Below are 26,645 nucleotides of genomic sequence, written 5' to 3' on the forward strand. Positions count from 1 at the left end.
CTCCTATACCATTAATTGAATCACGTAAATAATTGCCAGCACGGCCACGGGAATCCATTCTTTTCGTCGCAACACGTTTCTGCCCCGAGGCAGGGGTCGCTTCATGGAGGCGCGCAAAATCAACGCCACACCCAAGGCACTAACCAAAAGAAGGAGTACAGTGGTGGCGTTTTTGATGCCCCCCAATCCCAACACGAACCCGGTCTTTGAAAAGGAAGCGATCCATCGTTCGTTAAAGAAGTGAATAAACAGAATGGACGAAAAATTATAGAGAAAGTGGGAAAAAATACAGGCCTTTAAGCCGCCGTAAAGGTAGATGTATCCCAGAACCAATCCGAAGAGAAAAGGCGCCAGGCTGTTTTGCGCCTCGAAGTGGAAGAGGGCGAAAAGTGCCGCCGACAAAACCACGGCGCCTCGCGGACTGCGACGGGAAAATCGCTCGCACAACACGCCGCGAAAAAAGAATTCTTCCATAATCGCCGGTGCCAATGCCATGGTGAGAATCTGTTTAAAGAGCCCCACGTCGCCACGGAGGAGATCCAAATTCTGATTTTCCAAAAGGGTAATGCGGCTCAGGGCATCTAAAAAAATACCGTTGATCACGAGGATAATGGGAAAAACGGCCACGGTTAAGAGCGCCGCCTCGCCTAACCCCATTCCCTTATTCGTTTTCGACGGAAAATTTCTTCTGAAGAAAAGAGCAGGCGCGAAAATCGCCACGGCCTCCGTCAACACGATGCCGAGCAACGGATCGGAGCGGGAAAAAATCGGCCCCAGCAAAAGAAACAGAATGCCCGCCAGGACACACCACCAGAGCAGGCCGATGGAATTAATCTTCGTAGGTGTAGATATAGGGTTTGTTTCTGTAGTACGGCCCATAATTCAATCCATAGCCCACAATAAAGACGTCGTCGATGGTAAAGCCCGTAAAGTCCGCGGAAAAATCCACTTCTCTGCGGGACGGCTTGTCCAACATGACCACGGATTTCACCGACGCCGGTTCCATTTTCTTAATCGCCTCCGTCACCGTCTGCAAGGTGTGGCCCGTGTCGATAATATCGTCGACGATCAACACGTCTCTCCCCTTGACGTCACAGCGCAGATCGCCGAAGACCTTCACGTCCCCGGAAGAGGATTCGTTGTTTTCGTAACTGGACGTGGTCATAAAGTCGATTTCCATTTTGCTTTTCATCTCGCGAACCAGGTCCGAGCAAAAGACAAAGCTTCCCCGCAACAAACCGATGACCACGATCTCTTTCCCGCCGTATGCGGCATCCACTTCTTTCGCCAATTCTTCTACGCGACGGGCGATGGCCTCTCTCGAATACAAAACCAATTCTTTCTTTTCCATGGGATCCTCCTTTATATTGTCTCACCATTATATCATTATACGACCCATCTTTTCTCCTTCGGTGTTATAATTCTTATAGGTGATAGGATGAAAAAAGAAACATTACACACATTGGCGGCGGATAAACTTTACCTGCTCTCTTCCATGAAGGCCATGGGCGGCGCAGTGGCGCGAAAAGATTTTTACGACGCCGTGTTACAAGAAGGGCGCATGAATTACTTCTTTCTGTGCCAATACATGAGCGAACTGGCCGATGCCGCTCTCATCGACGAATCAGAAGACACGCTTACATTAACCGACGAAGGAAAAGATGTCCTCGCCATGTTCGGCGACGAGGTCCCTTCCGTTCCTCACGAAGAGAAAGAGGGCTTGGCCACCTATGCCGTCTACAACGAAGGGAATTTTACCGTCTACCAAAAACGGTTAGACGACGAGCTGGTTTTCTCTTTGGCTCTGTCGAAGGATGCCTTCAAAATAAGCTTTGAAAATGAAGATGACGGCGAGCTGGTGGAGGAATTAATTCGACGTTTAAATAGTTAATGCCTTTGTGTTCATTTAAAAAGACGAAGGGATATTTGAGTGATCCCATAAAGTTGGATTTCATGATCCATCGTTTGGGCACTCTAATGCTCCTCTCGTCTTTTTTATTATTTTCAATTAATAAATTCCTGCCTTTTAAATTTGCTGCCAGTTTGCCTTCTCCAGTCCATTGAATCGATCTTCGTTCTCCGAAAAAAAGCGTCCACGAAATGGTATTTCATAAGCAATCGACTTTCCGATATGAAGAAAATCAATCGTAGCTTTTTTCGCCTCGCGATGGACCTCGAATTTTTCTATTTCACTTTCCGGGTAAAGGTAAAATTCCGTTTTGTCTGAGTTCGAAATTTCCTTTTCAAAAATGCCCTTTTTATCGAAGACGAGGACAAAGGTTCTATTTGCTTCGTACGCATAAAGTCCATCGAGTAAAAAAAGCTTTAGTGTCGATTTCACCGGCCCATTATGTTTCATTGCAAAAAGATACTTCGCCTGAGCGCCGAATTTTTCTTCGACTTCTTTTTTTATTGCCTCATTGTCATTAAATAATAAGCCCATCGTCCCTCCTATTTAAAAATGAATACATCAGTGAGCTCTTTCTCCAGTACTTTCGCGATTTTATAGGCGGTCTCCAGGGTGGGGCTGATGGTGTTATTTTCATAGGCCATAATAGAGCGACGCTTTAACCCCACAGCTTGGGCCAATTTCTGCTGCGAAAGATGCTTTTCTTTCCTAAATTCGCGTATTCTGTTTTCTATTTCTACTTCCATACCTCATCCTCTTCGAATCGGTGTCGCTGTACTATTTATAGTACAATGTTTGTACTATAAATAGTACCACAAACTTCCTTTCCTGTAAATACTATCCCCACTTAAAGCAAACTTCGTCGAATTGATGGACTTAGAAAAAACGGATGCCGAATTTTTCAACCTCCGTTTTTCTTACTCTGCTCATCCGTATTACTCTATCTTTACTGGGCCTTACCATGACATTTGCTTACGCGAATAAACGATTCATTAAATGTTTTTTCTTTCCATTGTTAAGCCTCCGGTTCGACCGGGGATTATTTTTTCAATATCATGACTTTCTTTTCGGAAACCACGGAATCACCCGATTCACTTCCCTGCAGTAGACGGCATACTCCTCGCCGAACTCGCGCAGCAACCATTTCTCTTCCGTTTTTTTCATCAGCAGCGTTAAAAAGCCCCAATAGACGATTGGCAAAAGGAGCAAGAGAAAATTGGCTTCAAAGAGCAAGGCGCCGGTGAATACAAAAAGAAAAGCGGAGTAGACGGGATTTCGCACCACCCCGTAGATGCCGGTGGTAATTAGCTTCGTCTCCCGCACTTTAAGATTGATTTTCTCCACGAGCACCGCCGCGATCCACAGCCTCGCACCGAAAAGGACAGAGAGGATTCCGGCGACTTTGAAAAAACTTTTCCCCGCGTGCAGAGTCCCACGCTTAAAAACCCATGATGATTTAATAATATTCCCGCCACGGTAAGGCAGAAACAGATGAAAACATAAATCGGACCGACGCCGAAGGTAGGCATTTTAAAATCCTTTTCTCTCATTATCTCCTCCGAAAACTTGCGCAAATGGCATATGCTTTTATGATACTTTTTATCAGAACCATTATATATGAAAATTTCCGAAGAAGCATAAAATAAACATCCCCCGGCGTAGCCGGGGGTTTTACTTTTTCGGCCCAAAGGGCCTGCATTACTAGCTGCGCCTGAAGGGCGTCGGTGGTCTGCCCGTGCTGACGTTACTCGGCTACCCCTTGAAGGGGTTCGTCGTGTCGAAGGTTAGTTGTTCGCTTATTTGATCCTCTTTCAACTGGTTTTGTATATACTCTTGAATCTTTTTAGCGTTTTTCCCCGCTGTATCAACGTAATAGCCTCGGCACCAAAACTGCCTTCCCCTATATTTAAATTTCATATCTCCCCATCGTTCATAGATCATGATACTGCTCTTCCCTTTTAGAAAGCCCATGAATGAAGATACAGATAGTTTGGGTGGGATCTCTAGTAACATATGAACGTGATCCGGACATACTTCCGCCTCGATTATGTTTACACCTTTCCAACTACATAACTCGCGTAAAATCGCGCCTATTTCTAAGCGCTTCGATCCATAAAATACTTTTCGCCTATATTTCGGAGCAAACACTACATGATACTTACAATTCCATTTTGTGTGTGATAAACTATGGGTGTGATTTAGTGATGTCATTATTTCCTCCTGATTGTGATTGGTTGGCAGACCTCTCTCATCATATCACGCTGGAAATAACGGGTAATTATCGCTAAAGCTAAACGGAACCCCCGGTCTAACCGGGGGTTTTCTAATGCAATCAGAACCACCGGCTTAGCCGGTGGTTTGTCATGCCCCTATAAGGGGCTGTTACCGGCAGCACTCTCGTGCTCTGAATTTCTTCCTCTTGCAACAATTCCTCAGTTGGCGCTAAAGCGCCTGTTCTCATACTTTATTTGACCTGCTGACCCGTAAACGGATCGATGAATTCCTTCATGCTTATCTGATCCGCCATATAATCTTCTTCCAATTGGTTTTTGATGTATTCTTGAATTTTTTTCGCATTTTTTCCCGCAGTATCGACGTAGTACCCTCTACACCAGAAATGCCTATTTCCATATTTGTACTTCAGATTTGCGTGTCTATCAAAAATGATTAAGCTACTTTTCCCTTTTAAGTATCCCATGATTTGAGATACACTATATTTCGGTGGAATTTCCAGCAGCATATGTATATGATCCGGACAACATTCCGCTTCGATTATATTTATTCCTTTTCTCTCGCATAGGTCTCTTAATGTTTTTCCTATGTCTTGTTTCAATTTCCCGTATATAACCTGCCGCCTATATTTTGGCGCAAACACAATATGATACTTACAATTCCAACTTGTATGTGCTAAGCTGTTCTTATCCATATGGATACCTCCTTGATATTTTATTGCCGATAACACAATAATTTTATCATAGGAGGTTCTTTTTTTACTTGAAGCTAAAGCTTTTTATGCCTACCACCAGCATAGCTGGTGGTTTATTCATGCTAAAGCGCACAAAAATAGATGCCGAAAAACTCGGCATCCATTAAAAATTATCTTCAACCAAATCGGTCATTACCATTGGCGATTGTAATCTTGTTTGTTTCCGGTGACTTGACCGGCGACTTGATTGGTCAGGCTCTTTTGTTTCTTTTCTTCGAAATCTTTTCGCGTCATGACGTCGACGATTTCTACATTTAATTCGACGACATCCAAGCCGGTCATGAGCTTCAGTTGTTTTTCCGTGTACTCTTTTAATTCTTCAAAGATACGGGGAGCCGATTGACCGAATTCCAAAAGCATTTTGACGTCCAGCACCACTTCTTTTCCGTTGATGGTGGCGTCCACACCTTTAGTATCGTTGGATGCGCCGAAGCTTTCCGTAATGCCCGATATAATCCCGCCCTTTAAATCCAAGACGCCCTTAATTTCACGGGCGGCCAGGGAGACGATTTTTTCTACGACGGAATTGTTAAAGATCAAGGAGTCCTTGTGTTCTACTTCTTTGGCTTCTTCACCGGGAATTTCCGGCGTAGACTTTAAAGCTTCGTTCATTTCTTTTGCGTTCATATTTTCGTTTGTCATAATCCGATCCTTTCTCTTAGCCGATGGAATCTAAAAACTTAAGCACCACGGGATTGCCGTCGAAGAAGCCTCCGACCACGAAACCCGCGGCGATTAAAATAGCGAGAAGCAGGGTTTTGAAAAAACCCAGGGTAATAAACAACACTCCGAGAATCAAACCCGCCGCCATGCCTATGGCGGTTTTTTTGTAACGCTTCAAAAGAGGCGATGCAAAAATATTTCTTCTCGGCCGGTCCACGGAAGGCCCGCCGGTCACTTGAGGCACCTGTTTCGGGACAATGTCGTATTCGCCCAGGTAATGAAATTGTTGCTGTTCATCCTGTGTAAATAGTTGCATAGCCTCACCCCGCTATCTGTTCTGCCTTTGCCTCACCGGGTTCGGTGAAGGTGACTTCTACATCCCCCACGGGGAAGCCCACGTAGTTTTCTAAATTGTCCCGCACATTCTTTTGAATGGCATCGGCCAGGACCTGTAAATCCTCCAAGTCCTTGACGCCGCAGGCAATTTTCGATTTAATCGTCGGCTCCTTGCCGCCGCGAATGTACACGGCGACTTCCGGACGAGACAATTGATGAAAGCCTCTCACCGTGCAGTCCACAACGGATCGCACGGAAGATTCCGTCAAATAGACCTCGCCGTCGTCACGCTTCAAGCGAATACTTCTTTCCCGGGTCTTGACGATTAAAGAGCGCAGGAAAAGGAACAAGCCGTAAACGGCGGTCAGTGCCGCCAAAACGGCAAAGACATAAAATCCCCATTCCTGATTTAAAATCGGCAGCAAGGCCTCTTGCCAGGTGCGGAGCCCCACGGTGTTTCCGTAGAAAGAAAAGAAGCAGACGCAGGAAAAGACGAGAAGTACCAGGGCCACGACAATATCCATGGCCTTTTTGCTTTTTCTCACAAATACGCCTCCCTTACACGCTGTTGAATCCCATGATTCATCTTTCCTTACATTTCTACCCGAAAGGGATGCTGATTATGCACAAACTCTCTCTAAATTGTCCTTCTGAAAAACTTATTCGCCTAATTGTTTTTCCACGAAGGCGGCACGTTCTTTTAGGTTCTTCAGATTTTCCTTGTACATGGCCAGTTTTTCCCGTTCTTTTTCTACGACTTCGGGCTTGGCCTTACTGACGAAGCTTTCGTTGGCGAGCTTCTTTTCCGCCCGTTCGATTTCAGACTGCGTCTTTTCCATGTCTTTTTTCAACCGTTGGGCTTCCTTGTCGTAATCCACCAAATCTTTCATGGGCAGGAAGAGTTCCGCTTTTTCTACGACCACGGAGATGACGTCGTCGGATACAGCGTCGCGATTGCCAATTCGCTCGATGGATGTGCAGTTGGCCAAATTGGCGAAGTGATCTTTTAATTCGTCGTAGACGTCCGCACGGGCGTCGTCCTCGGTTAAGAGATAGAGCTTGCTCTTTCTGAAGGGCTCGATGTCCATTTCCGCCTTGGCGTTGCGAATGCCGCGAATAGCTTCCCGAAGGACGGAAATTTTTTCCACATCATCATGATATTTATAGACGCCGCATTCCGGCCAGTCGCTGACGATAAGATCCCCTTCCGTAGAGGGCAGGAAGGCATAAATTTCTTCCGTGATAAAGGGCATAAAGGGATGAAGCATCTTCAAAATCTTTTCCAGCACGTCGAGGAGCACGCCGTAAACCACTTCTCTGTCTTCCACGTCGTCGCCATAGAGGCGGGGTTTGACCATTTCGATGTACCAGTCGCAGTACTCGTCCCAAATAAAGTCGTGTACCACTTCCGCCGCCATGCCGATATCGTATTTTTCGATTTTTTCCTGAACCTCGGCAATGGTTTCATCCACGCGGGTCAAGATCCAGCGATCTTCCGTGTGCAATTTATCTTCCATGACCTTGGCGCCGTAGAAATCCTCCGGCAGGTTCATGAGCACGAAGCGGGATGCGTTCCACAATTTATTGCAGAAGTTGCGATTGCTTTCCACCCGCTTGTAGCTGAAGCGCATGTCGTTGCCGGGGCTGTTGCCCGTGACCAAGGTGAGGCGCAGGGCGTCGGCGCCGTATTGGTCGATGACTTCCAAGGGATCGATGCCATTGCCCAAGCTCTTGGACATTTTCCGTCCCTGCTCGTCGCGAATGAGGCCGGTGAGGTAGACGTCGGTAAAGGGCAGTTCCTCGGTAATTTCCAAAGCGGAAAAGACCATGCGGATGACCCAGAAGAAAATAATATCATAGCCCGTGATCAGGACATCGGTGGGATAGTAGTAATCCAAATCCGGCGTAGAATCCGGCCAGCCCATGGTGGAGAAGGGCCACAGGGCGGAGCTGAACCAGGTGTCCAGGGTGTCTTCGTCTTGACGGATGTTTTTGCCTCCGCAGGCGCTGCAGGTATGAACGGCTTCCTTGGAAACCATGACTTCGCCGCAATCGTCGCAGTAGTAAACGGGCAGGCGATGGCCCCACCACAATTGTCTGGAGATGCACCAGTCGCGAATGTTTTCGAGCCAGTGAGTGTAGATCTTGCCGAAGCGTTCCGGCACGAAGTGCAGATCGCCCTTTTCATAAGCTTCCAAGGCGGGCTTGGCAAGCTCTTCCATGGCGACGAACCATTGCTTGGACAGCATGGGCTCGATAACGGTCTTGCATCGCTCGCAGTGGCCTACGGCATTGTGGTGATCGTCGATCTGCACCAAATAGCCGCCTTCGTCGAAGTCCTTGACGATGGCTTTGCGCGCTTCTTCGCGCATTAATCCAGCATACTTACCTGCGTTTTCGTTGAGGCGGGCTTCTTCGTCCATAATTAAAAGTTGGCCAAGATCATGGCGTGCCCCTACTTCAAAGTCGTTAGGGTCGTGGGAGGGCGTGATCTTTACGGCGCCGGTACCGAATTCCGAATCCACATAGCTGTCGGCGAGAATGGGGATCTTCCGTTCGATGACGGGGATCACGGCGTGCTTGCCGATGTAGTCTTTGTATCGTTCATCTTCCGGATTGACGGCAATGGCCAAGTCGCCGGGAATGGTTTCCGGACGGGTCGTGGAAATCATAATGGCGTCGTCTTCACCGTCGATGGGATAGCGGAAAGTCCACATATGGCCTTCCTGCTCCTTGTGTTCCACTTCCGCATCGGAAAGGGCGGTCTTGTCGTGGGGGCACCAGTTGATGATGCGGTCTCCTTGATAGACCAGGCCTTTGTTATAGAGGCGGATAAACATTTCTTCCACGGCATGGGAAAGGCCTTCATCTAATGTAAAGCGCTCTCTGGACCAGTCGCAGGAGACGCCCAGCTTCTTTAATTGATTGTTAATATTGCCGCCATATTCTTCCGTCCATGCCCAAGCGGCTTCCAGGAATTTTTCGCGGCCCAGGCTGTCTTTGGACTTGCCTTCGTTGCGAAGCTTCTCCACGACCTTCACTTCCGTGGAAATGGAGGCGTGGTCCGTGCCGGGAATCCACAGGGCACTGTAGCCCCTCATGCGTTTAAAACGAATCAAAATATCCTGCAAGGTATTGTTCATGGCGTGACCCATGTGTAAATTCCCCGTGACATTCGGCGGCGGCATAACGATGGTGAAAGGTTTCTTGCCCTGCGCCTTGTCTTTGTCGCGATCCGGCGTAAATTCGCCTTTGTCCATCCAATCGGCATAGATGCGCGATTCAAAATCCTTGGGATCATAAGTCTTCTGCATACTGTTCATAATTCCTCCTGAAACAAAAAAATCTCGTCCTGAAAAGGACGAGATTCCGCGGTACCACCTTTATTCCGTATTGCTACGGCACTTCTTCCCCATAACGACGGGACGCCGTTTCGCTCTCGCGAAAGAAAATGAAGGCGACCTTCGATTGCTTCGCCGATCGCTTCCACCACACGCGACCTCTCTAAAGACCAGGGACAATCTACTCTTCCTTCACTCGATAAAGTTGGCTTAATTATAGAAAGTTTTCTGTCATAAGTCAAGTCTTGTTTAAAACTGAACCAATCCCACTTTCCGATAGACTTTTCTCAGGGTCTTCTGTGCCAAGTAGGATGCTTTTTCCGCTCCCTCTCTGCAAATGGCCTCCAGCTCATCCTTGTCGCCGCGAATGGCGTGGAAGCGCTCTTGCACCGGTGCCAAACCTTCCACTACCGCTTCCGCTACGCACTCTTTCAATTCGCCGTAGCCTGCGGATTTAAATTCCCGCTCCGCATCTTCGGGGCTGATGTGTTTAAAGGACGAGTAAATGTCCAACAGGTTCTTGACCCCCGGCTGCTCGTCGGTGTAGGCGATGGTGGCCTTGGAGTCGGTGACCGCCCGCTTGATTTTTCTGCGAATCACATCGGGCTCGTCGAGAATTAAAATAAAGGCGTTTTCATCGGGATCGGACTTGCTCATCTTTGACGTGGGGTCCTGCAAGCTCATGATCCGCGCACCCACCTTCGGCGCCATAATATCGGGAATGGTGAAGGTCGGCGAGTAACGGGTGTTGAACCGCTCGGCGATGTCACGAGTGAGCTCGATGTGTTGCCTTTGGTCTTCCCCCACTGGCACGAATGCCGATTGATAGAGAAGGATATCCGCCACCATAAGCACGGGATAGTTTAAGAGGCCGGCATAGACTTCCTTTTGTTTTTGGGACTTGTCCTTAAACTGCGTCATGCGGTTTAACTGGCCGATGGAAGTAATGGTGTTTAATACCCAAGCCAGCTCCGTGTGCTCGGGCACTTGGGATTGAATATATAAAATGGATTCATCGGGATCCACGCCGCAAGCCACGTAGAGGGCGATTAAGTCCAAGGTGCGCTTTCTTAAATCGGCGGGCTTTTGAGGCACGGTAATGGCGTGCATATTGGCGACGCAATAGATGCATTGGTACTCTTCCTGCAAATCGGAAAAATTGCTGAGGGCACCCAGGTAATTGCCGATGGTTAAACTACCGGAAGGTTGTATGGCGGAGTAAACGACTTTTTTATCCAAAATTTCCTCACTTTCCGCGGCCTAACGGTCGCCTTTCATTTCGTCGCTCAGGGCTTTTCGGTCCAAGAGCTCTTTAAATTTCTTCTCGACGGTCTCGCGAATCTCGTCCAGATCCACTTTCGTCAATCGACGGTCTTTTAAGACAAATTCGCCGCCGATTAAGACGTGTTTCACATCTTCCGCCTGAGCCGAATAGCACAGGGCGCTGATTAAATTATTTTTCGGCGTAAAGCTCGGAGAATTTAAATTAAAGCAGGTAATGTCTGCGAGCTTTCCTTCTTCGATGGAGCCGATCTCATCTTCCTTCGCCAATGCCTTCGCCCCGTTAATGGTGGCCATGCGCAGCACGTCTTCCGCCTTTAATACCTCGGGATCGTAGCTGACGCCCTTGGCTAAGAGGCTGGCTATGTGCATTTCTTCCAACATGTTTTGATTGTTGTTGGAGCTGTCCCCGTCGGTGCCCAAGGCCACGGTAAGGCCCTTGTCCATCATTTTTTGTATGGGGGCGATGCCGCTTGCCAATTTTAAATTGCTGGAGGGATTGTGTACCGGGAAAAATTTCTCGGGATCCACCAAATCCATATCCTCTTCCGTCATGTGGACGCAGTGGGCGGCGATGGTGTGGACCTTGTCCAGACCCAGGCCCCACATGTATTGAATGGGCGTGGTGCCGTAGAGGGCCTCGGCATCTTCCATTTCCTTTTTCGATTCGGACAGGTGGGTGTGGAGCACGCCGTCCATTTCGCCGGCCAGTTCGATAATCTGCTTAATGTAATCGCCGCTGCAGGTATAAATCGCGTGGGGTGCCGGCGCTACTTCCATAAGGCCGTCGCCCTTGCCGTGGCTGCTGACATAAAGCATGCGGGCTTCTTCCAACTTCTCATCCCCGCCGCCGTCGATGTCCGTGAGGCCGCGGGTCAAAAGGCCGCGCATGCCGATGGCCACCGCCGCATCGGCCACCCGATCCAGCTCGTAATACATGTCGCAGAACGTCGTGGTTCCGGACATAATGCCTTCCGCCATGGAAAGCATGCTGGCCCAGTAAATATCGTCGCGGGTCAAATGAGCCTCCAGAGGCCAAATAGCCGTGGTGAGCCAGGTGTTTAGGTCCATGTCGTCGGCATAATTTCTGAAATAGCTCATGCCCAAGTGGGTGTGGGCGTTAATAAAGCCCGGCACGAGCAACAGATCCCGGCCGTCGATGATCTCCCCGCTTGTTAGGCTGCCGCTTTCGGCGATGGTCGCGATCTTTCCGTCTTTAATTTCAATATCTTTGTGTTCCATGACCTTTCCGGCCACCACGTCGATATATTGCGTGTCTTGAAAAATGAAATGCATAAGCCCTCCTCTTCAGTCTTGTTTCAGTATAGCACAAGGGATAAAAAAGCGGTATATGCCCTTTTTTTCCTTTACAAGGCGCCTATTATCTTGTATAATGCTAGAGGTTCTAAATTATCGCGGCAAATTATAATTTAGGAGTGAAGACAATGGCAAAAATGATGGGACCTAGATTTAAACAATCCAGAAGATTAGGTCTTAACGTATGTGGACATCCGAAGGCGATGAACCGCGCCGGCAGAGGCACGGCTCGTTCCGACAAGAAGTTAACCGAATACGGGAAGCAATTGTTGGAAAAACAAAGACTGAGAGCGTACTACGGCGTGATGGAAAAACAATTCTATCGCTACGTCCTCGACGCCCAAAAAGCAGGCGAAGAAACCGGTCCTGCATTGGTTAAGCGCTTAGAAGTCCGCTTAGATAATTTAACGTATCGTATGGGTTTTGCATCCTCCATTCGTCAAGCAAGACAAATGGTTACCCACGGTCACATTCACGTCAACGGCAAGAAGATCAACATTCCTTCTTACCAAGTCCAAGTCGGCGACGTGATTTCCTTAAGTGACCGCGGCCGCAAAGTTGACATGTTCAAAGAAAACTTTGAAACCAATTTCGTCAACTCTTATCCCTACATCACGAAGGAAAAAAACAATCGGGCTACCTTAAGCTCCGAACCCGCTCGTGAAGATATCCCGATTGAAATCGAAGACCAATTGATCGTCGAATTCTATTCCGGAAAATAAGAAATTGCGGTTCTTCCGCAATTTTTTTATTGTCGTTTCATAAATAACTACCAGGAAGTGAGGTAAGCATGTTTCAATTCCAATTTGGAACAAAGGATTATCACCATATCCACTTTATCGGCATCGGCGGCATCAGTATGTCCGGCCTCGCGGCATTAATGCTTTCAAAAGGTTACACCATCTCCGGCAGCGATCGAAAGGCATCGCCCATTACGAAGCACCTGGAAGAATTGGGCATCACCGTCTACGAAGATCACGACCCCGCGCAAATCGAAGATGCGGATCTCGTCGTCTATACCGACGCCATTCAAATGGACAATCCCGAGTATCGGGCGGCGGTGGCGAAAAAAATCGACGTCATCGACCGTGCCACCTTCTTGGGTGCCGTCATGAGAAATTTCCACGTCTCCATCGCCGTCTCCGGCACCCACGGCAAGACGACCACCACCTCCATGATCGCCACGGCCATTAAAGACGAGCCCATCTCCCCTACCATTATGGTGGGCGGCAATCTCGGCGAAATCAGCGGCAATGTGCGCATCGGCACCGGGGATTTTTTCCTCACGGAAGCCTGCGAGTATCGGGCCAATGTGCTGAAATACTTCCCCTCCACGGCGATTATTTTAAACATCGACGAAGACCATCTGGACTTCTTCGATAATATCGACCACATCCTCGAAACCTTCCGCGCCTACGCCGGCAATTTGGGCGAAGACGACCTCTTGATTTTAAACAAAGACGACGACTACGCCTATAGCATGAAAGAAGCCACCAAGGGCCGCATCGTCACCTTCAGCCACAAGGGTGAGGCCGATTACGAAGCGCGGAATCTGGTCATCGACCCCCACACCGGGCGCCCCCATTACGACCTGTACATTCGCGGCGAAAAAATCGCCCCCATTCAACTGCAAGTCATGGGCCTGCACAATGTGTCCAATTCTCTGGCCGCCATCAGCGCCTGTGTGGAAAACAACATCCCCGTGGAAGATGCCATTAAAGGCGTCTTAAGCTACCACGGCGTCGGTCGCCGCTTGGAATATAAAGGCGAAGTGGACGGCATTCGCGTCATCGACGACTATGCCCACCACCCGACGGAAATCGCATCGACCCTTCACGCCTTGAAGCCCACGGTGCAAAATCGGCTGATCTGTATCTTCCAGCCCCACACCTACACGCGCACGAAGCTTCTCTTGGACAGCTTCAGCCACAGCTTCAAGGAATCGGATATAACCATTATCGCCGACATTTACGCGGCGAGAGAAAAAGATTACGGCGACATCCATTCCAAGACTTTAGTGGAAGCGGTCAAGGCCAATCACGATCAGGCCATTTACATCGGCGAGCAGGACGAAATCCTGGACTACATTAAGGAAAAGTCCCGCCCCGGCGACGTCATCCTTACCATGGGCGCCGGCGATATCTATCGCGTCGGCGAACGCTTCTTGGAAGATGCAAAACAAGCGTAAACAAATAGCGCCTCATCATTCTCGATGAGACGCTTTTTTTGTGCTTACTTTTCCTCGACAAGCTTGCCGTGGACGACCATTCGTCGATCTTTCTCCGTGCAGGTCTGCAAGGTGATGATTTTTTCTCCCTGCCAGTCCATAGGCCCCTTTATAATGTTTTTTGCTTCCACTCGGGTGCGGAAAGCCGCCAGCTTTTCTCCCTCGTAATTGGGAGAGCGGAAATCTTCGTAGGGGCTCGCCTCGTAGGCGGCGAAAATTTGATACACCTTTCGCCCCTCGGCCGTGTCCAATATAATCTGCGGCGCCTTTTCTACAAAGGCCGGGTCTTCGTAAGCGGTCAAGGGATGAAAGACCTTCCCGTTTTTCACCCGGTGGCCATAGATGATGGTGTTGCCGTCGGAAAAATCCTTCTTGTTTCTGTAGTCCATAAAGGGCACGCCCAAGGCATTGTAGCTGCCCTCAATGTCGTGATTCAGATAATAGTCGTTGTCCTTGCCCTGCACCACCGGCAGGGAAAGGGGCGTCCCGGGGATTTCGATCCACGCCACGAGATTGGGATAGGTCTCTTGCATGGAGCGGATTCGATTCCTCGCCGCGGCATCGGCATCTTCCCCGCCCGAATTTATTTTCTCGCTTTGTTCGTATACGGCCTCCACTTCTTTTTTCTTGTGATCGTAGGCGTATTGATCTTTGTAATAGAGTCCGATCTTTCCGAGGGAAAAAATCAAAATGGCGATTAAAACAAGGCGCAAGGCCATGAAAACTTTTTTGTTCATAAGACTCCTTTCGTCTTTGATTTATACCCATACGAGGTTTGAAACCTAAAACGACCTTTTCATAGCGAACCTTTAAAAAATCGAGTAAGCTCATAGCCTACTCGATCTTGACTGGTTACATAATTAAAATAATACGGTACTGCAATTACAGCACTTTATCTAAAAATTCTTTCGTCCGGGCTTCCTTCGGATGGCCGAAAACTTCTTCCGGCGTACCCTCTTCCAGCAAATAGCCTTCGTCCAGGAAGAGGATGCGGTCCCCCACTTCTCTGGCAAAGCCCATTTCGTGGGTGACCACGACCATGGTCATGCCTTCTTTGGCGAGCTGTTGCATAACGTCAAGAACTTCGCCCACCATTTCCGGGTCCAGAGCCGAGGTAGGCTCGTCGAAGAGCATGACCTGGGGCTCCATAGCCAGGGCGCGCACAATGGCGATCCGCTGCTTTTGTCCCCCGGAGAGTTGATTGGGGTAGCTGTCTTTTTTGTCCAAGAGACCGACGCGGTCCAGGAGCTTTTCCGCCTTGGCCTGAGCCGCCTTTTGATCCATGCCCTTGACCAGCACCGGCGCCATGGTGATGTTCTCCATGACGGTCTTGTGGGGAAAGAGATTAAAGGACTGAAAAACCATGCCCATGTCCTCGCGCACTTTTTCGATTTCCGTCTTCTTGTCGTTGATGTCCACGCCTTCGAAGATAATTTCGCCGCCGTCGGCTTCCTCCAGCCGATTTAAACAGCGAAGGAAGGTGGATTTGCCGGAGCCTGAGGGCCCGATGACGACCACCACTTCCCCGTCTGCGATTTCCGTGGAAATGCCTTTCAGGACTTGGTTGTCGCCGAAACTTTTTGTCAGATTATGAATGCGAATCACTGTTAGCCAACCTCTTTTCAAATACACCGATGACCTTGGAAAGGCCGGTTACGAGAATCAAGTAGATAAGTGCCGCCGTTACATTGGGCATAAATGGCTTGTAGCTCGCCCCTTGGGCAACTTTTGCCTGATACATTAAGTCGCTTACGCCGACAATGGAGACGATGGCGGTTTCTTTAATCAATGTAACGAACTCATTGCACAGAGCCGGAAGCACGGTTTTAATGGCTTGGGGCAAGATAATGTAGCGCATAATTTGGCCCTTCTTCATACCCAAGGACGCCGCCGCTTCCCCTTGGCCGCGATCCACGGCATTGATCCCGCCGCGGATAATCTCGGACACATAGGCCGAGGAGTTCATACACACTGCGGCCAATGAAAGAGCAAAGGGATTTTTTAAGGACGCGTATTGATCGGGGAGAACGCTGGAAAAACCGTAGTAGAATATCACAACTTGAACCAATAGTGGCGTGCCCCGAAACATTTGCACGTAAATTTTTGCGATAGTTTGCAGTGGCTTTAACTTCGACCGACGAAGCAGCACGATTAAAATGCCCAGGATAAAACCGAAGAACACCCCTAAAAAGGAAAGCTTTAGGGTCATCAAGGTTCCATCTAAATAGGATGAGCCGTATTTATTCAAAAAGGCCATCCAAGATTTCATTAATTCCATTTTTCCTCCTCGATAGAAAAAACTGTTTCACGAAGAAACAGTTTTAACTCTATGGTTCGGGCAATTTTATTTGCCGTTGTTTTCGTTGGCCGCGTTGTTCGCCATGTTGTTTTCCGCGTTACCGGCTGCCGCTTCTTCAGCGCCTTCATCGCCTGTGGATTCGTCGGCTAATTTTTCGTATTCCGCGATCCAGCTTTCGATCTTGCCTTCGTCGATTAATTTTTGAACCACTTGGTTAATGTATGCGGTCAGTGCATCGTTGCCTTTTTTCGATGCGACGCATACGCCCGGTTCTTCGGGAACGCCGGCGTCGATGACGACGAGTTCGGGGAATTGCTTGGCGTATTGTTCGCCGGAGCTCTTGGAAATAACCAGGGCGTCGGCGGTTTTATTCTTTACTTCCAATGCCAAATTGTTTAATTTAGCGAGGCTCTTTAATTCTACATCCTTCGGGAAGTTTTCGCGTACGGTTTCTTCTTGAATGGATCCCGTTTGTGCGCCGACGACTTTGCCGGCAAAGTCTTCCATCTTCTTGTATTTATCCGCATCTTCCTTGCGAACGAGGACCACTTGTTCGTTGGTGAAGTAGGGTGCCGAGAAGTTCACGGCTTCTTCACGCTCGGGAGTAGCGGAGAGACCGGCAATGCCGATGTCCGCTTGACCGGAGGCGATGCTGGGGATAATGCCGTCGAAATCCAAGTCTTTGACTTCAAGTTCCACGCCCATTTCATCGGCAATGGCTTTGGCGATTTCAATATCGAAACCGACGATTTCGTCTTTACCGTCTTTTAAAAGATGCCATTCGTAGGGCGGGTAATCGGCGCTGGTAGCCAGGACCAATTTGCCCTTGTCCTTGATGGCCTTGACGGCGGCATCCATATCTTCCTGACTCACTTGAGCCGCTTCCTTGTTGCCTTCGTTGTTGGCTGCGTTGTTTGCGTTGTTTGCGCCGGATCCGCAGCCGACCAATGCAAATGCCATGACCATGGCTAAAATACTAAGTAAACCGAATTTTTTCATGATGTTCTCCCTTCAATCTTAAATACACAGGCGTTCTCTATTATACACGATGTCTCATGGAGCCGGATGTGCAAGTGATCTTTGCGTCGTGCTTGCAACAAATCCGACGGCTCTCGAAATATTTTGCTGTATTCAAGATTAAGGCCTCCTTCTGTGTTTTTCTTTTTTGAGATTATACTATAGTGTACTAAAATCTACAAGATAATCAAAAAGAAAACGAGAAACGGCGTTTCTCATTCTCTCTTTGTCTTCCTTATTTTTTCAGCAGGGGTTTTAAATAAATGCCGGTGTAGGACGTATCGTTTTTCGCCACGTCCTCGGGCCGTCCCGTGGCCACTACTTCCCCGCCGCCGTCGCCGCCATCCGGGCCCAGGTCGATAATGTGATCCGCCACCTTAATGACATCCAGATTGTGCTCGATGACCACCACGGTGTTGCCCATGTCCACCAGCTTCGACAGCACGCTTAAAAGCTTTCGAATGTCTTCCGCATGAAGGCCGGTGGTGGGCTCATCTAAAATATAGAGGGTGTTGCCCGTCCCCCGCTTGGAAAGCTCCGTGGCCAGCTTGATCCGCTGGGCTTCGCCGCCGGAAAGTTGAGTGGATGGTTGACCCAGCTTAATATAGCCCAGGCCCACTTCCTGCAGGGTGTTGATCTTTCGCAAGATACGCGGATGGTTTTCGAAAAATTCCGCCGCCTGATCCACGGTCATGTCCAAGACGTCGGCGATGTTTTTGCCCTTAAACTTAACCTGCAATGTCTCCCGATTGTAGCGCTTACCGCCGCAGACCTCGCAGGGCACGTAGACGTCGGGTAGAAAGTGCATTTCCACTTTCAAAATCCCGTCGCCCTTACAGGCTTCGCAGCGGCCGCCCTTCACGTTAAAGGAGAAACGGCCCTTGGCATAGCCTCGGATCTTCGCCTCGTTGGTTTGGGCGAAGACGTCGCGAATGGAATCGAAGACGCCGGTGTAGGTGGCGGGATTGGAACGGGGTGTGCGGCCGATGGGGCTCTGGTCGATGGAGACGATTTTGTCCACGTGCTCCAAACCTTCGATCTTTTTGTACTTGCCCGGGCGCACTTTGTTTTTGTTGACCTTCTGCGCCACGGCTTTTTTCAAAATTTCGTTAATGAGGGAGCTCTTCCCCGAACCGGAGACGCCGGTGACGCAGATAAATTGCCCCAAGGGGAAGTGAACGTCGATGTCCTTTAGATTGTTTTGCGCCGCGCCGTAGACCACGATCTCATCTCCCGTGTAGGGACGGCGCTCCTCGGGCACGGCGATTTTTTTCTTGCCGGAAAGGTATTGCCCCGTAAGGGACTCTTCCACTTTGACGATCTCTTCAAAAGTGCCCTGGGCCACGATGTGGCCGCCGTGGACGCCGGCGCCGGGGCCGATGTCCAAGATCTCGTCGGCCTCCCGCATGGTATCCTCGTCGTGTTCCACGACGATGAGGGTGTTGCCGATGTCCGTCAAATTCCGAAGGGATTTTAAGAGCATGGCATTGTCTTTTTGATGAAGGCCGATGGAAGGCTCGTCGAGAACGTAGGTGACCCCCACGAGGGCCGAGCCGATTTGCGTGGCCAGGCGAATCCGCTGGGCTTCGCCACCGGAAAGGGTGCCGGCCATGCGCGCCAAGGTGAGATAGCCCAGGCCCACTTCCTTTAAGAAGGAAAGCCGCTCGTGAATTTCCTTTAAAATCTGATCGGCGATGTTGCGGTCCATGTCGCTGAGATCCAAAGAATCGAAGAAATCCATGGCGTCGACGACGGAAAGCAAGGTGGACTCGTAAATGTTTTTTCCACCCAGCTTAAAGACCAAAGACTCCATCTTCAGCCGCGCCCCGTGGCAATCGGGACAAGGGATGTCGGAGAGGAAGGGCTCGATTTTTTCGATGGCTCGGTCGCTGGCGGTTTCCCTGTAGCGGCGATCCAGATTTTTCAAGATCCCCTCGAATTGGCCGCGGTATTCCTTGTCACCGCTAAAGTAAGAGTTAAAGACGAAATGCAGTGGCTTCTTCGTACCGTACATTAATTCGTCGATCATGGCTTTCGGTGCGTCTTTAATGAGCGCCTTCGTGGAAAAATCGTAGCGTGCCGCGATTTGGTCGATGATTTCCTTGTAATAGGTGCCTTCCGTGGTGCCGTAGCAGGCGATGGCTCCCTCGTCGATGGAGAGCTCCTTATTGGGAATGATCAGCTCCGGATCCGCCCGGCGACTGCTCCCCAAGCCCTTGCAGGTGGGGCATGCCCCCATGGGCGTGTTAAAGGAAAAGGATCGGGGCGTGGCGGGCTCGATGGCGATGTCGTGTTCCGGGCAGGAGTAGCTGGTGGAGTAAAGCTTTTCGTTGCCGTCCAAGGTGTCCACGATCACCGTGGAGCCGGAGATCTCAAGGGCCGTCTCGATGCTGTCCGTGAGACGGGTCTCGATGCCCTCGCGAATGATGATTCGGTCCACCACGATGAGAATATCGTGGATCTTGTTTTTGTCCAGCTCGATGTCCTCTTCCGTGCGGTGCATTTCCCCGTCGATGATCATGCGCAAAAAGCCTTCCTTGCGAATGCGGTTTAAGACTTTCTTGTGCTGCCCTTTTTTCTGGCGCACCACCGGCGCCAAGAGTTGGAAGCGGGTGCCCTCTTCCATCTCCATAATCTTATCCACGATCTGATCTTCCGCAAAGGCCTCGATGGGCTTGCCGCACACCGGGCAATAGGGCTTTGCCACCCGGGCGTAGAGCAGACGAATGTAATCGTAAATTTCCGTCACCGTCCCCACGGTGGAGCGGGGATTTTTCGACGTGGTCTTCTGGTCGATGGCGATGGCCGGGCTCATGCCCTCGATGTAGTCCACCTCGGGCTTGTCCATTTGGCCCAAAAATTGCCGCGCGTAGGAAGACAGGCTTTCCACGTAGCGCCGCTGCCCTTCGGCATAGATGGTGTCGAAGGCCAGGGAGCTCTTGCCGGAGCCGGAAAGGCCCGTGATGACGGTCATTTTATTTCTCGGAATATAGACGTCGAGATTTTTTAAATTGTGCTGGCGCGCCCCGTGAATGTGGATCGCCTGTTCAATGGATGGATTCATCTATTTCCTTTCTGATCGATTATTCATTTAATCCGTAACGTTCTTTTATTTCTCTTATTTGATCCCGAATACTCGCCGCCCGCTCGAAGTCCAATTGCTCGGCGGCTTTAAACATTTCCGTTTCGAGATTTTTCAGCATGGCCACGATGTCTTCTTTGGCAAATTCTTCGCCGAATTCTTCCTCTTCTTCCGCCGCAATGGTGTTTTCGATGGTGTCGCGAATGCCTTTGACGATGGATTTCGGCACGATGCCATGTTTCTTATTATAGTCCATTTGAATGGCGCGGCGCCGCTCCGTCTCCTCGATGGTGCGGGCCATGGAGCCGGTGATGGTGTCGGCATACATAATGACCCGGCCGTCCACATTTCTCGCGGCACGGCCCGCCGTTTGGATGAGAGAGGTCTCCGAGCGCAAAAAGCCCTCTTTGTCCGCATCGAGAATGGCCACGAGGCCCACCTCGGGAATGTCCAGGCCCTCCCGCAAGAGGTTGATGCCCACGAGGACGTCGTAGACGCCGAGGCGCAGATCCCGAATGATCTCCATGCGCTCGATAGTCTTGACATCGGAGTGGAGATAGGCCACCTTCATGCCCATGTCTTTGAAATACTTGCTCAAATCTTCCGCCATGCGCTTGGTCAGGGTGGTGACGAAGGTCCGCATATTTTTTGACGTCATGTCGTTGATCTGTTCCGTCAAGTGATCGATTTGATTTTTCGTCGGCACCACGTCGATTTTCGGATCCACCAGGCCCGTGGGACGAATGATCTGTTCCACTCGCTGCTCTTCGTGCTCCGTTTCGTAGGGGCCCGGCGTGGCGGAGACAAAGACCACTTGGTTTTGCATGGATTCGAATTCCTCGAAGCGCAAGGGACGGTTATCCAAGGCCGAGGGCAGACGAAAGCCGTATTCCACCAGGGTCTCTTTTCTCGCCCGGTCGCCGTTAAACATGCCGCGAATTTGCGGCACCGTGGCATGGGACTCGTCGATAATGGTCATAAAATCCTTCGGAAAGTAGTCGATAAGGGTGTAGGGTCGGCTCCCCGCTTCCCTGCCGCTTAAGTGGCGGGTGTAGTTTTCGATGCCGGAACAAAAACCCATTTCCTCCAACATTTCCACATCGTAATTGGTGCGCTGCTCCAACCGCTGGGCTTCTAAAAGTTTTTCTTGATCACGCAAAGTGAAGAGCCGCTCTTCCAATTCCTTGCGAATGGTTTTGACGCCCCGCTCAATTTTTTCCGGACGCGTGGCAAAGTGAGAGGCCGGGAAGATGGACACGTGGTTGCGATAGCTTTCGATGCGTCCGGTAACCGCGTCCACTTCGGCGATCTCGTCGATTTCGTCGCCGAAGAATTCCACGCGAATGGTCTTTTCGGAATTGCCGGCGGGAAAAATTTCCAGCACGTCGCCGCGAACGCGGAAGGTGCCTCGGGAAAAATCCACGTCGTTTCTCACGTATTGAATGTCTACCAGCTTGCTCATGAGGGCATTTCTGTCCCATTCCATGCCCGGGCGCAGGCTTACTACCAAATTCTTGTAGTCGATGGGGTCGCCCAAGCCGTAGATGCAGCTCACCGACGCCACGATAATCACGTCCCGCCGCTCGAAGAGGGCCATGGTGGCGGAATGGCGCAGCTTGTCGATTTCGTCGTTAATGCTGGCGTCTTTTGCGATAAAGGTATCCGTCCCGGGAACGTAGGCTTCGGGCTGATAGTAGTCGTAGTAGCTGACGAAGTATTCCACGGCGTTTTCCGGAAAAAATTCGCGAAACTCCGAGGCCAATTGGTAGGCCAAGGTCTTGTTGTGAGCGATGACCAAAGTGGGCTTTTGCACCCGCTCGATTAAATTGGCCATGGTAAAGGTCTTGCCGCTTCCCGTGACCCCCAAAAGGGTTTGGTGCTTCATGCCCCCTTCGATGCCCTCGGCCAATCGGTCGATGGCCTGAGGCTGATCGCCGGTGGGCTTAAATTTCGAATGAATTTTAAAATCCATGATTCCTCCTGAAAAAAAAGCGATCTAACGACCGCTCTTTTCTATAATGGAAATTGCCTTTTGCAATTGTGTATCTTGATCTCGATGCTCGAGTCCGATGGCTTTGACGTCTTCCGGCAAGCTGACCTCGACGTCGGGCTCGATGCCCTTGTCTTGGATATTTACCCCGGAAGGCGTGAAGTATTCACTGGTGGTAAGCTTAATGCCGCCTCCGCCGGGCAGAGGAACCAAAGTTTGTACCACGCCTTTGCCGTAGGTCTTTTCCCCTACCAATGTTGCGGCCTTGTTGTCCTTTAAAGCCCCCGCCACGATTTCCGATGCCGATGCGCTGCCTCCGTTGACCAAAACCACAATGGGCTTGCCCCAGGCGGCTTCGTCGGATTTGTAGTGAAAGACTTCCTTGCCCCGATTGTCCTTGGCGCTGACGATGTCCGCCTCGGGAAGCAATTGGTCGCTGACGCCGACCGCCGCTTCCAAAATGCCGCCGGGATTGCCGCGAAGATCCAGGATCAAACCCTTCTTCCCCGCCGCGGCCTTCATGGCTTGTGTAAATTCTTCCACGGTGTCGTCTTCAAATTGGGTGAGGCCGATGTAGGCGATGTCGCCGATGGATCCCGTGATTACCGATTCCATATGGATCTCGTCCCGGGTCACCTTCACGTCCCGCACACTGCCCTCCCCTTCGGACATAATGCCCAAGGTGACGGTGGTGCCTTTGTCCCCTTTTATGTGTTTCACCGCTTCGTCCATTTCGTCCACGGTGTATTCCACGCCGTCCACGGAGACGATCTTGTCCCCGGACTTCAAGCCCGCCGCTTCCGCCGGCGAGCCCTTAATGGGCGCAATGACGGTGATCAGCTTGGAGCCCTCCACGGGGCCGATTTGAACGCCGATTCCGAAAAATTCGCCGGTAGTGGACTCCATAAACTTCTCGTACTCTTCTTCGTCGAAGTACTGGCTGTAGGGGTCGTTTAATGCCGCCACCGTACCTTTCTTTCTGCCTTCGATAAAGTCTTTTTCCGTGATTTCGTCGCTGCGCAAATAGTATTTCTTTAAAAATCGCTCCAGGACTTTGGTCTGTGCCACTTCCTTTACGCTGCCCGTGGCGAATTGCACGGAGGCGAAGGCGGTGATGATATTGGTGACGAGCAACAGAGCGAGAATGCCCGCAATGTGTTTCTTTTTCATTGGAACTCCTGTTTTTAAATGGAAGAAAGAACCTTCCCGAAGAAAGGTTCTTTGTCTTTGAATTATAAATAGTTAAGAGGGTTTTGCACGGCACCGTTTACGCGCACTTCAAAGTGCAAGTGTGCGCCGGTACTCATGCCGGTGCTGCCCACGTAACCGATGGTTTGTCCCGCGGAGACCGACTGTCCCGCACTCACCGCTCTGGAAGACAAGTGACCGTATACCGTGACCTTGCCGCCGTGGTCGATCATGATGCAGTTACCGTAACCGCCCATAAAGCGAGAGGCGATGACCGTCCCCGCCGCCGCGCTTACGACAGGCGTGCCGTTAGGCGCACCGATGTCCACGCCGGTGTGGAGCTTGCGGTATTTTAAAATCGGGTGAATACGATAGCCGAAGGGCGAGGTGATCCGGTGATGGCCGGGTACGGGCCAGTAGAGCTCGCCGGTTCTCGCTTCAGGCTGAGCTTGAACGCCGTATTGCACCACATCCGAAGACGTGCTCTTGCTCCCGCTATAAGAGGCATTGCCGGAGCGCTTCGATGCGCTGTTTGCCCGACCTGCCGCCGCTTGTTTTTGTCGACGGGCTTCGGCTTCAGCCGCTCTTTGCTTGGCCAGGCGAGCCGCTTCTTCATCCTTCGCTTTTTGAATGGAGATATCCAAGTTCGCGATTTGCGATTGAATGGCATCGGATTCGCGGAGCATTGCGTCGTATTGAGCTTCGTAACAGCTTAAGTCGTTGACTAAATTGTTCATGAAGCTCGTCTTTTGTGCGTTGGCCGCTTCGAGATTGCTCTTTTCGATGCGCGCTTGTTCCTGCTTTTTAGCCAGTTGTTTTTCCTGCTCGGCCAGGAGGGCTTGCTTCTCTTCGATTTCCTTCACCTTGGCATTGATTTCATCGATAAGCTTCCGATCGCTGGTGGCGATGGAGCGAATCATGCGGGCGTTGCCGATTAAGGACGCCGCATCGGCGGAATCGAGGAGAATATCTAGGTAACCGCGATCATTGGCGATATACATGGCGCGGAGGCGCTTGGCATAGAGATCTTTTTTCTCTAATAGCTCCTCCTTGGCGGCTTCAAGTTCCGCCTTGGTTTGAGCGATTTCTGCTTGAAGCTTTTGCATCTCGCCGTTTAATTGATCGAGCTTTAAATTCACCTGAGTGATTTGCGCATCCAAGGCGCGAATTTCCGCTTGAACCGTGGCCACCTGACCTTTCGTCTGATTGATCATGGATTGGGTCCCGGCCATATTGGATTCGATTGAATTCTTCTTTTGCACCGCTTTCGACCGCTCGGCTTCTAAACCGGAAGCCAAAACCGGTTGGGAGCTTAACATTAAAAGCGCCAGTGCCGCGGAAAGTTTCTTTCTGTTATTCGCGTCCAAAGTGAACCTCCTTCAGTTTAACTTACACATTTAAGAATCGCTTCAGCGACAATGAGCTTCCGATTAAGCCGACGCCGACGCCGATACATAGAAACATAATGGCCATGTCTTGCAGCATATCTTCGGGACGAATGAGCTTCAGCCCCATGAGCACATTAAGCCTTTCGTCGAACATGCCGAACATGCCTTTATAACCTAAATACACGAGTACCAGTGCCAATGCTCCGGCGACGACGCCGAAGACCAATCCTTCGATAAGCAAGGGCCTGCGAATGTAGCCGTTGCTGGCGCCGATGTATTTCATGATTTGAATTTCCTGACTGCGATTGGCGATGGTGGATTTAATGGTGTTGTGAATCAGGACGATGGCGATAATAAGAAGAATCGCCACGATGACCACGCCCAGTATGCGCACCCAATCGTTCACCTGAACAATCTTTCCGATGAGCTCGTTTAAATAATCCACCTGATAGACCCCGGGCATGTTCTGCAATGTATTGGCCACGGCTTTCGCCTGCTTAATATTGGAGAGCTGCAGGGTCAGTGAGGCGGGCAGGGGATTTTCTTCCATGCCTTCGAGGAAGTACGCGTCGTTGGAAAGTTCCATGTTTTTGGAGAAATCTTCCCACGCCTGGTCCTTGGAGGTGAAGCTTACGTCCTTGACGTAGCCCGTGCTTTCCGCCTTGGAAATAATATCCTGAATCGCCTCTTCGCTCGCGTCGTCCGTTAAGTAAACGACCACTTTGTCCACTTTCTTTTCCGTTTCGTTGACGATGCCGGTCATGTTTAAGACCAATAGCACCACCACGCCGAAAAGGACCAACACGGCCATAATGGAAATGACGGACAAGAGGCTCATGCCTTTATTTCTCGCAATACCTTGAAAGGCTTCTTTTATGTTATTTGCAAATTGTCTAAACCAACGCATCGTAACCTCCCACGTTCACATCGCTGATGATTCGACCGTTGTCGAGGGTAATGACCCGGCGCTGCATGTGGTTGACGATGTTTCTGGCGTGGGTCGCCATAATCACCGTGGCGCCGTCGTCGTTAATGCGCTTTAAGGTTTGCATGACGGTCATGGCTGTTTCAAAGTCCAAGTTGCCCGTGGGCTCGTCGCAAACCAATACCGGCGGCTTGTTCACAATGGCGCGGGCAATGGCGAGCCGCTGCCCTTCCCCGCCGGACAATTCGCCGGGATAGCTGTTTAGTTTATCACTGAGACCGACCAGTTCCAAAACTTCCGGCACCCGCTTTTTAATGGTGCGGCCGCTTTCGCCGATGATCTCAAGGGCGTATGCCACGTTTTCGTAGGCGGTCTTTTTTTGAAGCAGTCGAAAGTCTTGAAAGACGACGCTGACTTGGCGCCGCAACTTGGGTATATACCAGGGAGACAATTCGGTAATGTCCGTGTTGTTCACGTAAATGTTCCCGCGGGAAACTTTTTCTTCACAGATCAACAGTTTAATCAAAGAGCTTTTCCCCGCGCCCGATGCGCCGACGATAAAAGCAAATTGACCGTATGGGATTTCCAGATTAATGTCCATTAAAGCCTGTACGCCGTTTTTGTACTCTTTATAGACATTTTGAAACGTAATCAACAATGCACCTCATTCCATACAATTTATCTCATTTATTATAG

At 50.3% G+C, this 26,645-nt stretch carries 26 protein-coding genes and 1 other annotated feature; of the genes, 3 read left to right on the top strand and 23 right to left on the bottom strand.

Annotated elements, in window-relative coordinates; translation table 11 throughout:
* Positions 1–3 precede the first annotated feature (3 nt).
* On the bottom strand, positions 4–879 hold the full coding sequence (locus BN7444_RS00130; RefSeq protein ID WP_082941183.1) for a CPBP family intramembrane glutamic endopeptidase: 876 nt from the start codon (positions 877–879) through the stop codon (positions 4–6).
* Positions 830–1,351 carry a hypoxanthine phosphoribosyltransferase gene (gene hpt / locus BN7444_RS00135; protein WP_068454103.1) on the bottom strand — a complete coding sequence of 174 codons (522 nt, stop codon included), beginning with the start codon at positions 1,349–1,351 and terminating at the stop codon, positions 830–832. Before hpt ends, BN7444_RS00130 begins: the two co-directional genes overlap by 50 nt.
* 87 nt (positions 1,352–1,438) lie before the next feature.
* Here hpt and BN7444_RS00140 point away from each other — a divergent pair, with 87 nt between their 5' ends.
* Positions 1,439–1,891 (top strand): DUF4364 family protein, encoded by a 453-nt coding sequence (locus tag BN7444_RS00140; protein ID WP_068454106.1) that lies wholly within the window; start codon positions 1,439–1,441, stop codon positions 1,889–1,891.
* 135 nt (positions 1,892–2,026) lie between these two features.
* On the opposite strand, the gene BN7444_RS00145 is transcribed toward BN7444_RS00140, so the two are convergent.
* The 11 genes from BN7444_RS00145 to BN7444_RS00195 form a co-directional block, all read right to left on the bottom strand.
* Positions 2,027–2,443, bottom strand: coding sequence for a hypothetical protein (locus tag BN7444_RS00145; protein ID WP_068454109.1), 417 nt, complete (start codon positions 2,441–2,443; stop codon positions 2,027–2,029).
* 8 nt (positions 2,444–2,451) lie between these two features.
* Positions 2,452–2,655, bottom strand: a complete 204-nt coding sequence (locus BN7444_RS00150) for a helix-turn-helix transcriptional regulator (protein ID WP_068454112.1) — start codon at positions 2,653–2,655, stop codon at positions 2,452–2,454.
* Positions 2,656–2,962: 307 nt separating this feature from the next.
* Complete coding sequence (locus BN7444_RS09440) at positions 2,963–3,253, bottom strand: methyltransferase family protein (RefSeq protein WP_245654167.1); 291 nt, start codon at positions 3,251–3,253, stop codon at positions 2,963–2,965.
* 408 nt (positions 3,254–3,661) lie between these two features.
* Positions 3,662–4,120 (bottom strand): IS200/IS605 family transposase, encoded by a 459-nt coding sequence (tnpA, locus tag BN7444_RS00160; protein WP_068454115.1) that lies wholly within the window; start codon positions 4,118–4,120, stop codon positions 3,662–3,664.
* Positions 4,121–4,373: 253 nt separating this feature from the next.
* Complete coding sequence (gene tnpA / locus BN7444_RS00165) at positions 4,374–4,835, bottom strand: IS200/IS605 family transposase (protein WP_068454118.1); 462 nt, start codon at positions 4,833–4,835, stop codon at positions 4,374–4,376.
* Positions 4,836–5,027: 192 nt separating this feature from the next.
* Positions 5,028–5,537, bottom strand: a complete 510-nt coding sequence (locus BN7444_RS00170) for an Asp23/Gls24 family envelope stress response protein (protein ID WP_082941184.1) — start codon at positions 5,535–5,537, stop codon at positions 5,028–5,030.
* A gap of 16 nt (positions 5,538–5,553) precedes the next feature.
* Positions 5,554–5,874: a DUF2273 domain-containing protein gene (locus BN7444_RS00175; protein WP_068454121.1), complete on the bottom strand. Its 321-nt coding sequence runs from the start codon at positions 5,872–5,874 to the stop codon at positions 5,554–5,556.
* 4 nt (positions 5,875–5,878) lie between these two features.
* The gene (amaP, locus tag BN7444_RS00180) at positions 5,879–6,439 is read right to left on the bottom strand and encodes an alkaline shock response membrane anchor protein AmaP (RefSeq protein WP_068454125.1); all 561 of its coding nucleotides are present in this window, start codon (positions 6,437–6,439) and stop codon (positions 5,879–5,881) included.
* Between the two features lie 114 nt (positions 6,440–6,553).
* Positions 6,554–9,217 carry a valine--tRNA ligase gene (locus tag BN7444_RS00185; protein WP_068454128.1) on the bottom strand — a complete coding sequence of 888 codons (2,664 nt, stop codon included), beginning with the start codon at positions 9,215–9,217 and terminating at the stop codon, positions 6,554–6,556.
* A 31-nt stretch (positions 9,218–9,248) separates the two neighbouring features.
* Positions 9,249–9,436: a binding site (T-box leader), on the bottom strand.
* A gap of 48 nt (positions 9,437–9,484) precedes the next feature.
* A complete protein-coding gene (gene trpS / locus BN7444_RS00190) occupies positions 9,485–10,474 on the bottom strand; it encodes a tryptophan--tRNA ligase (RefSeq protein ID WP_068454131.1) in 990 nt (329 codons plus the stop codon).
* Positions 10,475–10,495: 21 nt separating this feature from the next.
* Positions 10,496–11,812 (bottom strand): amidohydrolase, encoded by a 1,317-nt coding sequence (locus BN7444_RS00195; RefSeq protein WP_068454134.1) that lies wholly within the window; start codon positions 11,810–11,812, stop codon positions 10,496–10,498.
* A gap of 149 nt (positions 11,813–11,961) precedes the next feature.
* Between BN7444_RS00195 and rpsD the strand changes: the two genes are divergently transcribed.
* Both rpsD and murC read left to right on the top strand, forming a co-directional pair.
* Positions 11,962–12,555, top strand: a complete 594-nt coding sequence (gene rpsD / locus BN7444_RS00200) for a 30S ribosomal protein S4 (protein ID WP_068454137.1) — start codon at positions 11,962–11,964, stop codon at positions 12,553–12,555.
* A 68-nt stretch (positions 12,556–12,623) separates the two neighbouring features.
* Positions 12,624–14,021 carry a UDP-N-acetylmuramate--L-alanine ligase gene (murC, locus tag BN7444_RS00205; protein WP_068454140.1) on the top strand — a complete coding sequence of 466 codons (1,398 nt, stop codon included), beginning with the start codon at positions 12,624–12,626 and terminating at the stop codon, positions 14,019–14,021.
* A gap of 44 nt (positions 14,022–14,065) precedes the next feature.
* Here murC and srtB read toward each other — a convergent pair whose 3' ends face one another.
* The 10 genes from srtB to ftsE all read right to left on the bottom strand — a co-directional run bounded on the left by srtB (position 14,066) and on the right by ftsE (position 26,604).
* The gene (srtB, locus tag BN7444_RS00210) at positions 14,066–14,797 is read right to left on the bottom strand and encodes a class B sortase (RefSeq protein ID WP_068454143.1); all 732 of its coding nucleotides are present in this window, start codon (positions 14,795–14,797) and stop codon (positions 14,066–14,068) included.
* Positions 14,798–14,942: 145 nt separating this feature from the next.
* Complete coding sequence (locus BN7444_RS00215) at positions 14,943–15,665, bottom strand: amino acid ABC transporter ATP-binding protein (RefSeq protein WP_068454146.1); 723 nt, start codon at positions 15,663–15,665, stop codon at positions 14,943–14,945.
* Complete coding sequence (locus tag BN7444_RS00220) at positions 15,649–16,338, bottom strand: amino acid ABC transporter permease (protein WP_068454149.1); 690 nt, start codon at positions 16,336–16,338, stop codon at positions 15,649–15,651. Before BN7444_RS00220 ends, BN7444_RS00215 begins: the two co-directional genes overlap by 17 nt.
* A 66-nt stretch (positions 16,339–16,404) precedes the next feature.
* A complete protein-coding gene (locus tag BN7444_RS00225; RefSeq protein WP_068454152.1) occupies positions 16,405–17,358 on the bottom strand; it encodes a transporter substrate-binding domain-containing protein in 954 nt (317 codons plus the stop codon).
* A gap of 253 nt (positions 17,359–17,611) precedes the next feature.
* Entirely contained in the window at positions 17,612–20,440 is a 2,829-nt protein-coding gene (gene uvrA / locus BN7444_RS00230) for an excinuclease ABC subunit UvrA (protein ID WP_218015997.1), read from the bottom strand.
* Between the two features lie 19 nt (positions 20,441–20,459).
* Entirely contained in the window at positions 20,460–22,430 is a 1,971-nt protein-coding gene (uvrB, locus tag BN7444_RS00235; protein WP_068454155.1) for an excinuclease ABC subunit UvrB, read from the bottom strand.
* Between the two features lie 24 nt (positions 22,431–22,454).
* On the bottom strand, positions 22,455–23,618 hold the full coding sequence (locus tag BN7444_RS00240; protein WP_068454158.1) for a S41 family peptidase: 1,164 nt from the start codon (positions 23,616–23,618) through the stop codon (positions 22,455–22,457).
* Positions 23,619–23,680: 62 nt separating this feature from the next.
* Positions 23,681–25,003, bottom strand: a complete 1,323-nt coding sequence (locus tag BN7444_RS00245; protein ID WP_068454160.1) for a murein hydrolase activator EnvC family protein — start codon at positions 25,001–25,003, stop codon at positions 23,681–23,683.
* Positions 25,004–25,025: 22 nt separating this feature from the next.
* On the bottom strand, positions 25,026–25,931 hold the full coding sequence (gene ftsX / locus BN7444_RS00250) for a permease-like cell division protein FtsX (RefSeq protein WP_068454163.1): 906 nt from the start codon (positions 25,929–25,931) through the stop codon (positions 25,026–25,028).
* Positions 25,918–26,604 (bottom strand): cell division ATP-binding protein FtsE, encoded by a 687-nt coding sequence (gene ftsE, locus BN7444_RS00255; RefSeq protein WP_068458348.1) that lies wholly within the window; start codon positions 26,602–26,604, stop codon positions 25,918–25,920. Before ftsE ends, ftsX begins: the two co-directional genes overlap by 14 nt.
* Positions 26,605–26,645 lie beyond the last annotated feature (41 nt).

Origin of the sequence: Peptoniphilus pacaensis (assembly GCF_900088125.1) — a bacterium.
Lineage (GTDB): Bacteria > Bacillota > Clostridia > Tissierellales > Peptoniphilaceae > Aedoeadaptatus > Aedoeadaptatus pacaensis.

What these genes read in the sequence shown, in the direction of transcription:
- tnpA (WP_068454115.1), bottom strand. Translation starts at nt 4,120, where the DNA reads ATGACATCACTAAATCACACCCATAGTTTATCACACACAAAATGGAAT.
- BN7444_RS00225 (WP_068454152.1), bottom strand. Translation starts at nt 17,358, where the DNA reads ATGAAAAAATTCGGTTTACTTAGTATTTTAGCCATGGTCATGGCATTT.
- murC (WP_068454140.1), top strand. Translation starts at nt 12,624, where the DNA reads ATGTTTCAATTCCAATTTGGAACAAAGGATTATCACCATATCCACTTT.
- uvrB (WP_068454155.1), bottom strand. Translation starts at nt 22,430, where the DNA reads ATGGATTTTAAAATTCATTCGAAATTTAAGCCCACCGGCGATCAGCCT.
- rpsD (WP_068454137.1), top strand. Translation starts at nt 11,962, where the DNA reads ATGGCAAAAATGATGGGACCTAGATTTAAACAATCCAGAAGATTAGGT.
- BN7444_RS00130 (WP_082941183.1), bottom strand. Translation starts at nt 879, where the DNA reads ATGGGCCGTACTACAGAAACAAACCCTATATCTACACCTACGAAGATT.
- tnpA (WP_068454118.1), bottom strand. Translation starts at nt 4,835, where the DNA reads ATGGATAAGAACAGCTTAGCACATACAAGTTGGAATTGTAAGTATCAT.
- BN7444_RS00185 (WP_068454128.1), bottom strand. Translation starts at nt 9,217, where the DNA reads ATGAACAGTATGCAGAAGACTTATGATCCCAAGGATTTTGAATCGCGC.
- BN7444_RS00145 (WP_068454109.1), bottom strand. Translation starts at nt 2,443, where the DNA reads ATGGGCTTATTATTTAATGACAATGAGGCAATAAAAAAAGAAGTCGAA.
- BN7444_RS00220 (WP_068454149.1), bottom strand. Translation starts at nt 16,338, where the DNA reads ATGGAATTAATGAAATCTTGGATGGCCTTTTTGAATAAATACGGCTCA.
- BN7444_RS00175 (WP_068454121.1), bottom strand. Translation starts at nt 5,874, where the DNA reads ATGCAACTATTTACACAGGATGAACAGCAACAATTTCATTACCTGGGC.
- srtB (WP_068454143.1), bottom strand. Translation starts at nt 14,797, where the DNA reads ATGAACAAAAAAGTTTTCATGGCCTTGCGCCTTGTTTTAATCGCCATT.
- ftsX (WP_068454163.1), bottom strand. Translation starts at nt 25,931, where the DNA reads ATGCGTTGGTTTAGACAATTTGCAAATAACATAAAAGAAGCCTTTCAA.
- BN7444_RS00195 (WP_068454134.1), bottom strand. Translation starts at nt 11,812, where the DNA reads ATGCATTTCATTTTTCAAGACACGCAATATATCGACGTGGTGGCCGGA.
- uvrA (WP_218015997.1), bottom strand. Translation starts at nt 20,440, where the DNA reads ATGAATCCATCCATTGAACAGGCGATCCACATTCACGGGGCGCGCCAG.
- BN7444_RS00240 (WP_068454158.1), bottom strand. Translation starts at nt 23,618, where the DNA reads ATGAAAAAGAAACACATTGCGGGCATTCTCGCTCTGTTGCTCGTCACC.
- BN7444_RS00170 (WP_082941184.1), bottom strand. Translation starts at nt 5,537, where the DNA reads ATGACAAACGAAAATATGAACGCAAAAGAAATGAACGAAGCTTTAAAG.
- BN7444_RS00140 (WP_068454106.1), top strand. Translation starts at nt 1,439, where the DNA reads ATGAAAAAAGAAACATTACACACATTGGCGGCGGATAAACTTTACCTG.
- BN7444_RS00150 (WP_068454112.1), bottom strand. Translation starts at nt 2,655, where the DNA reads ATGGAAGTAGAAATAGAAAACAGAATACGCGAATTTAGGAAAGAAAAG.
- hpt (WP_068454103.1), bottom strand. Translation starts at nt 1,351, where the DNA reads ATGGAAAAGAAAGAATTGGTTTTGTATTCGAGAGAGGCCATCGCCCGT.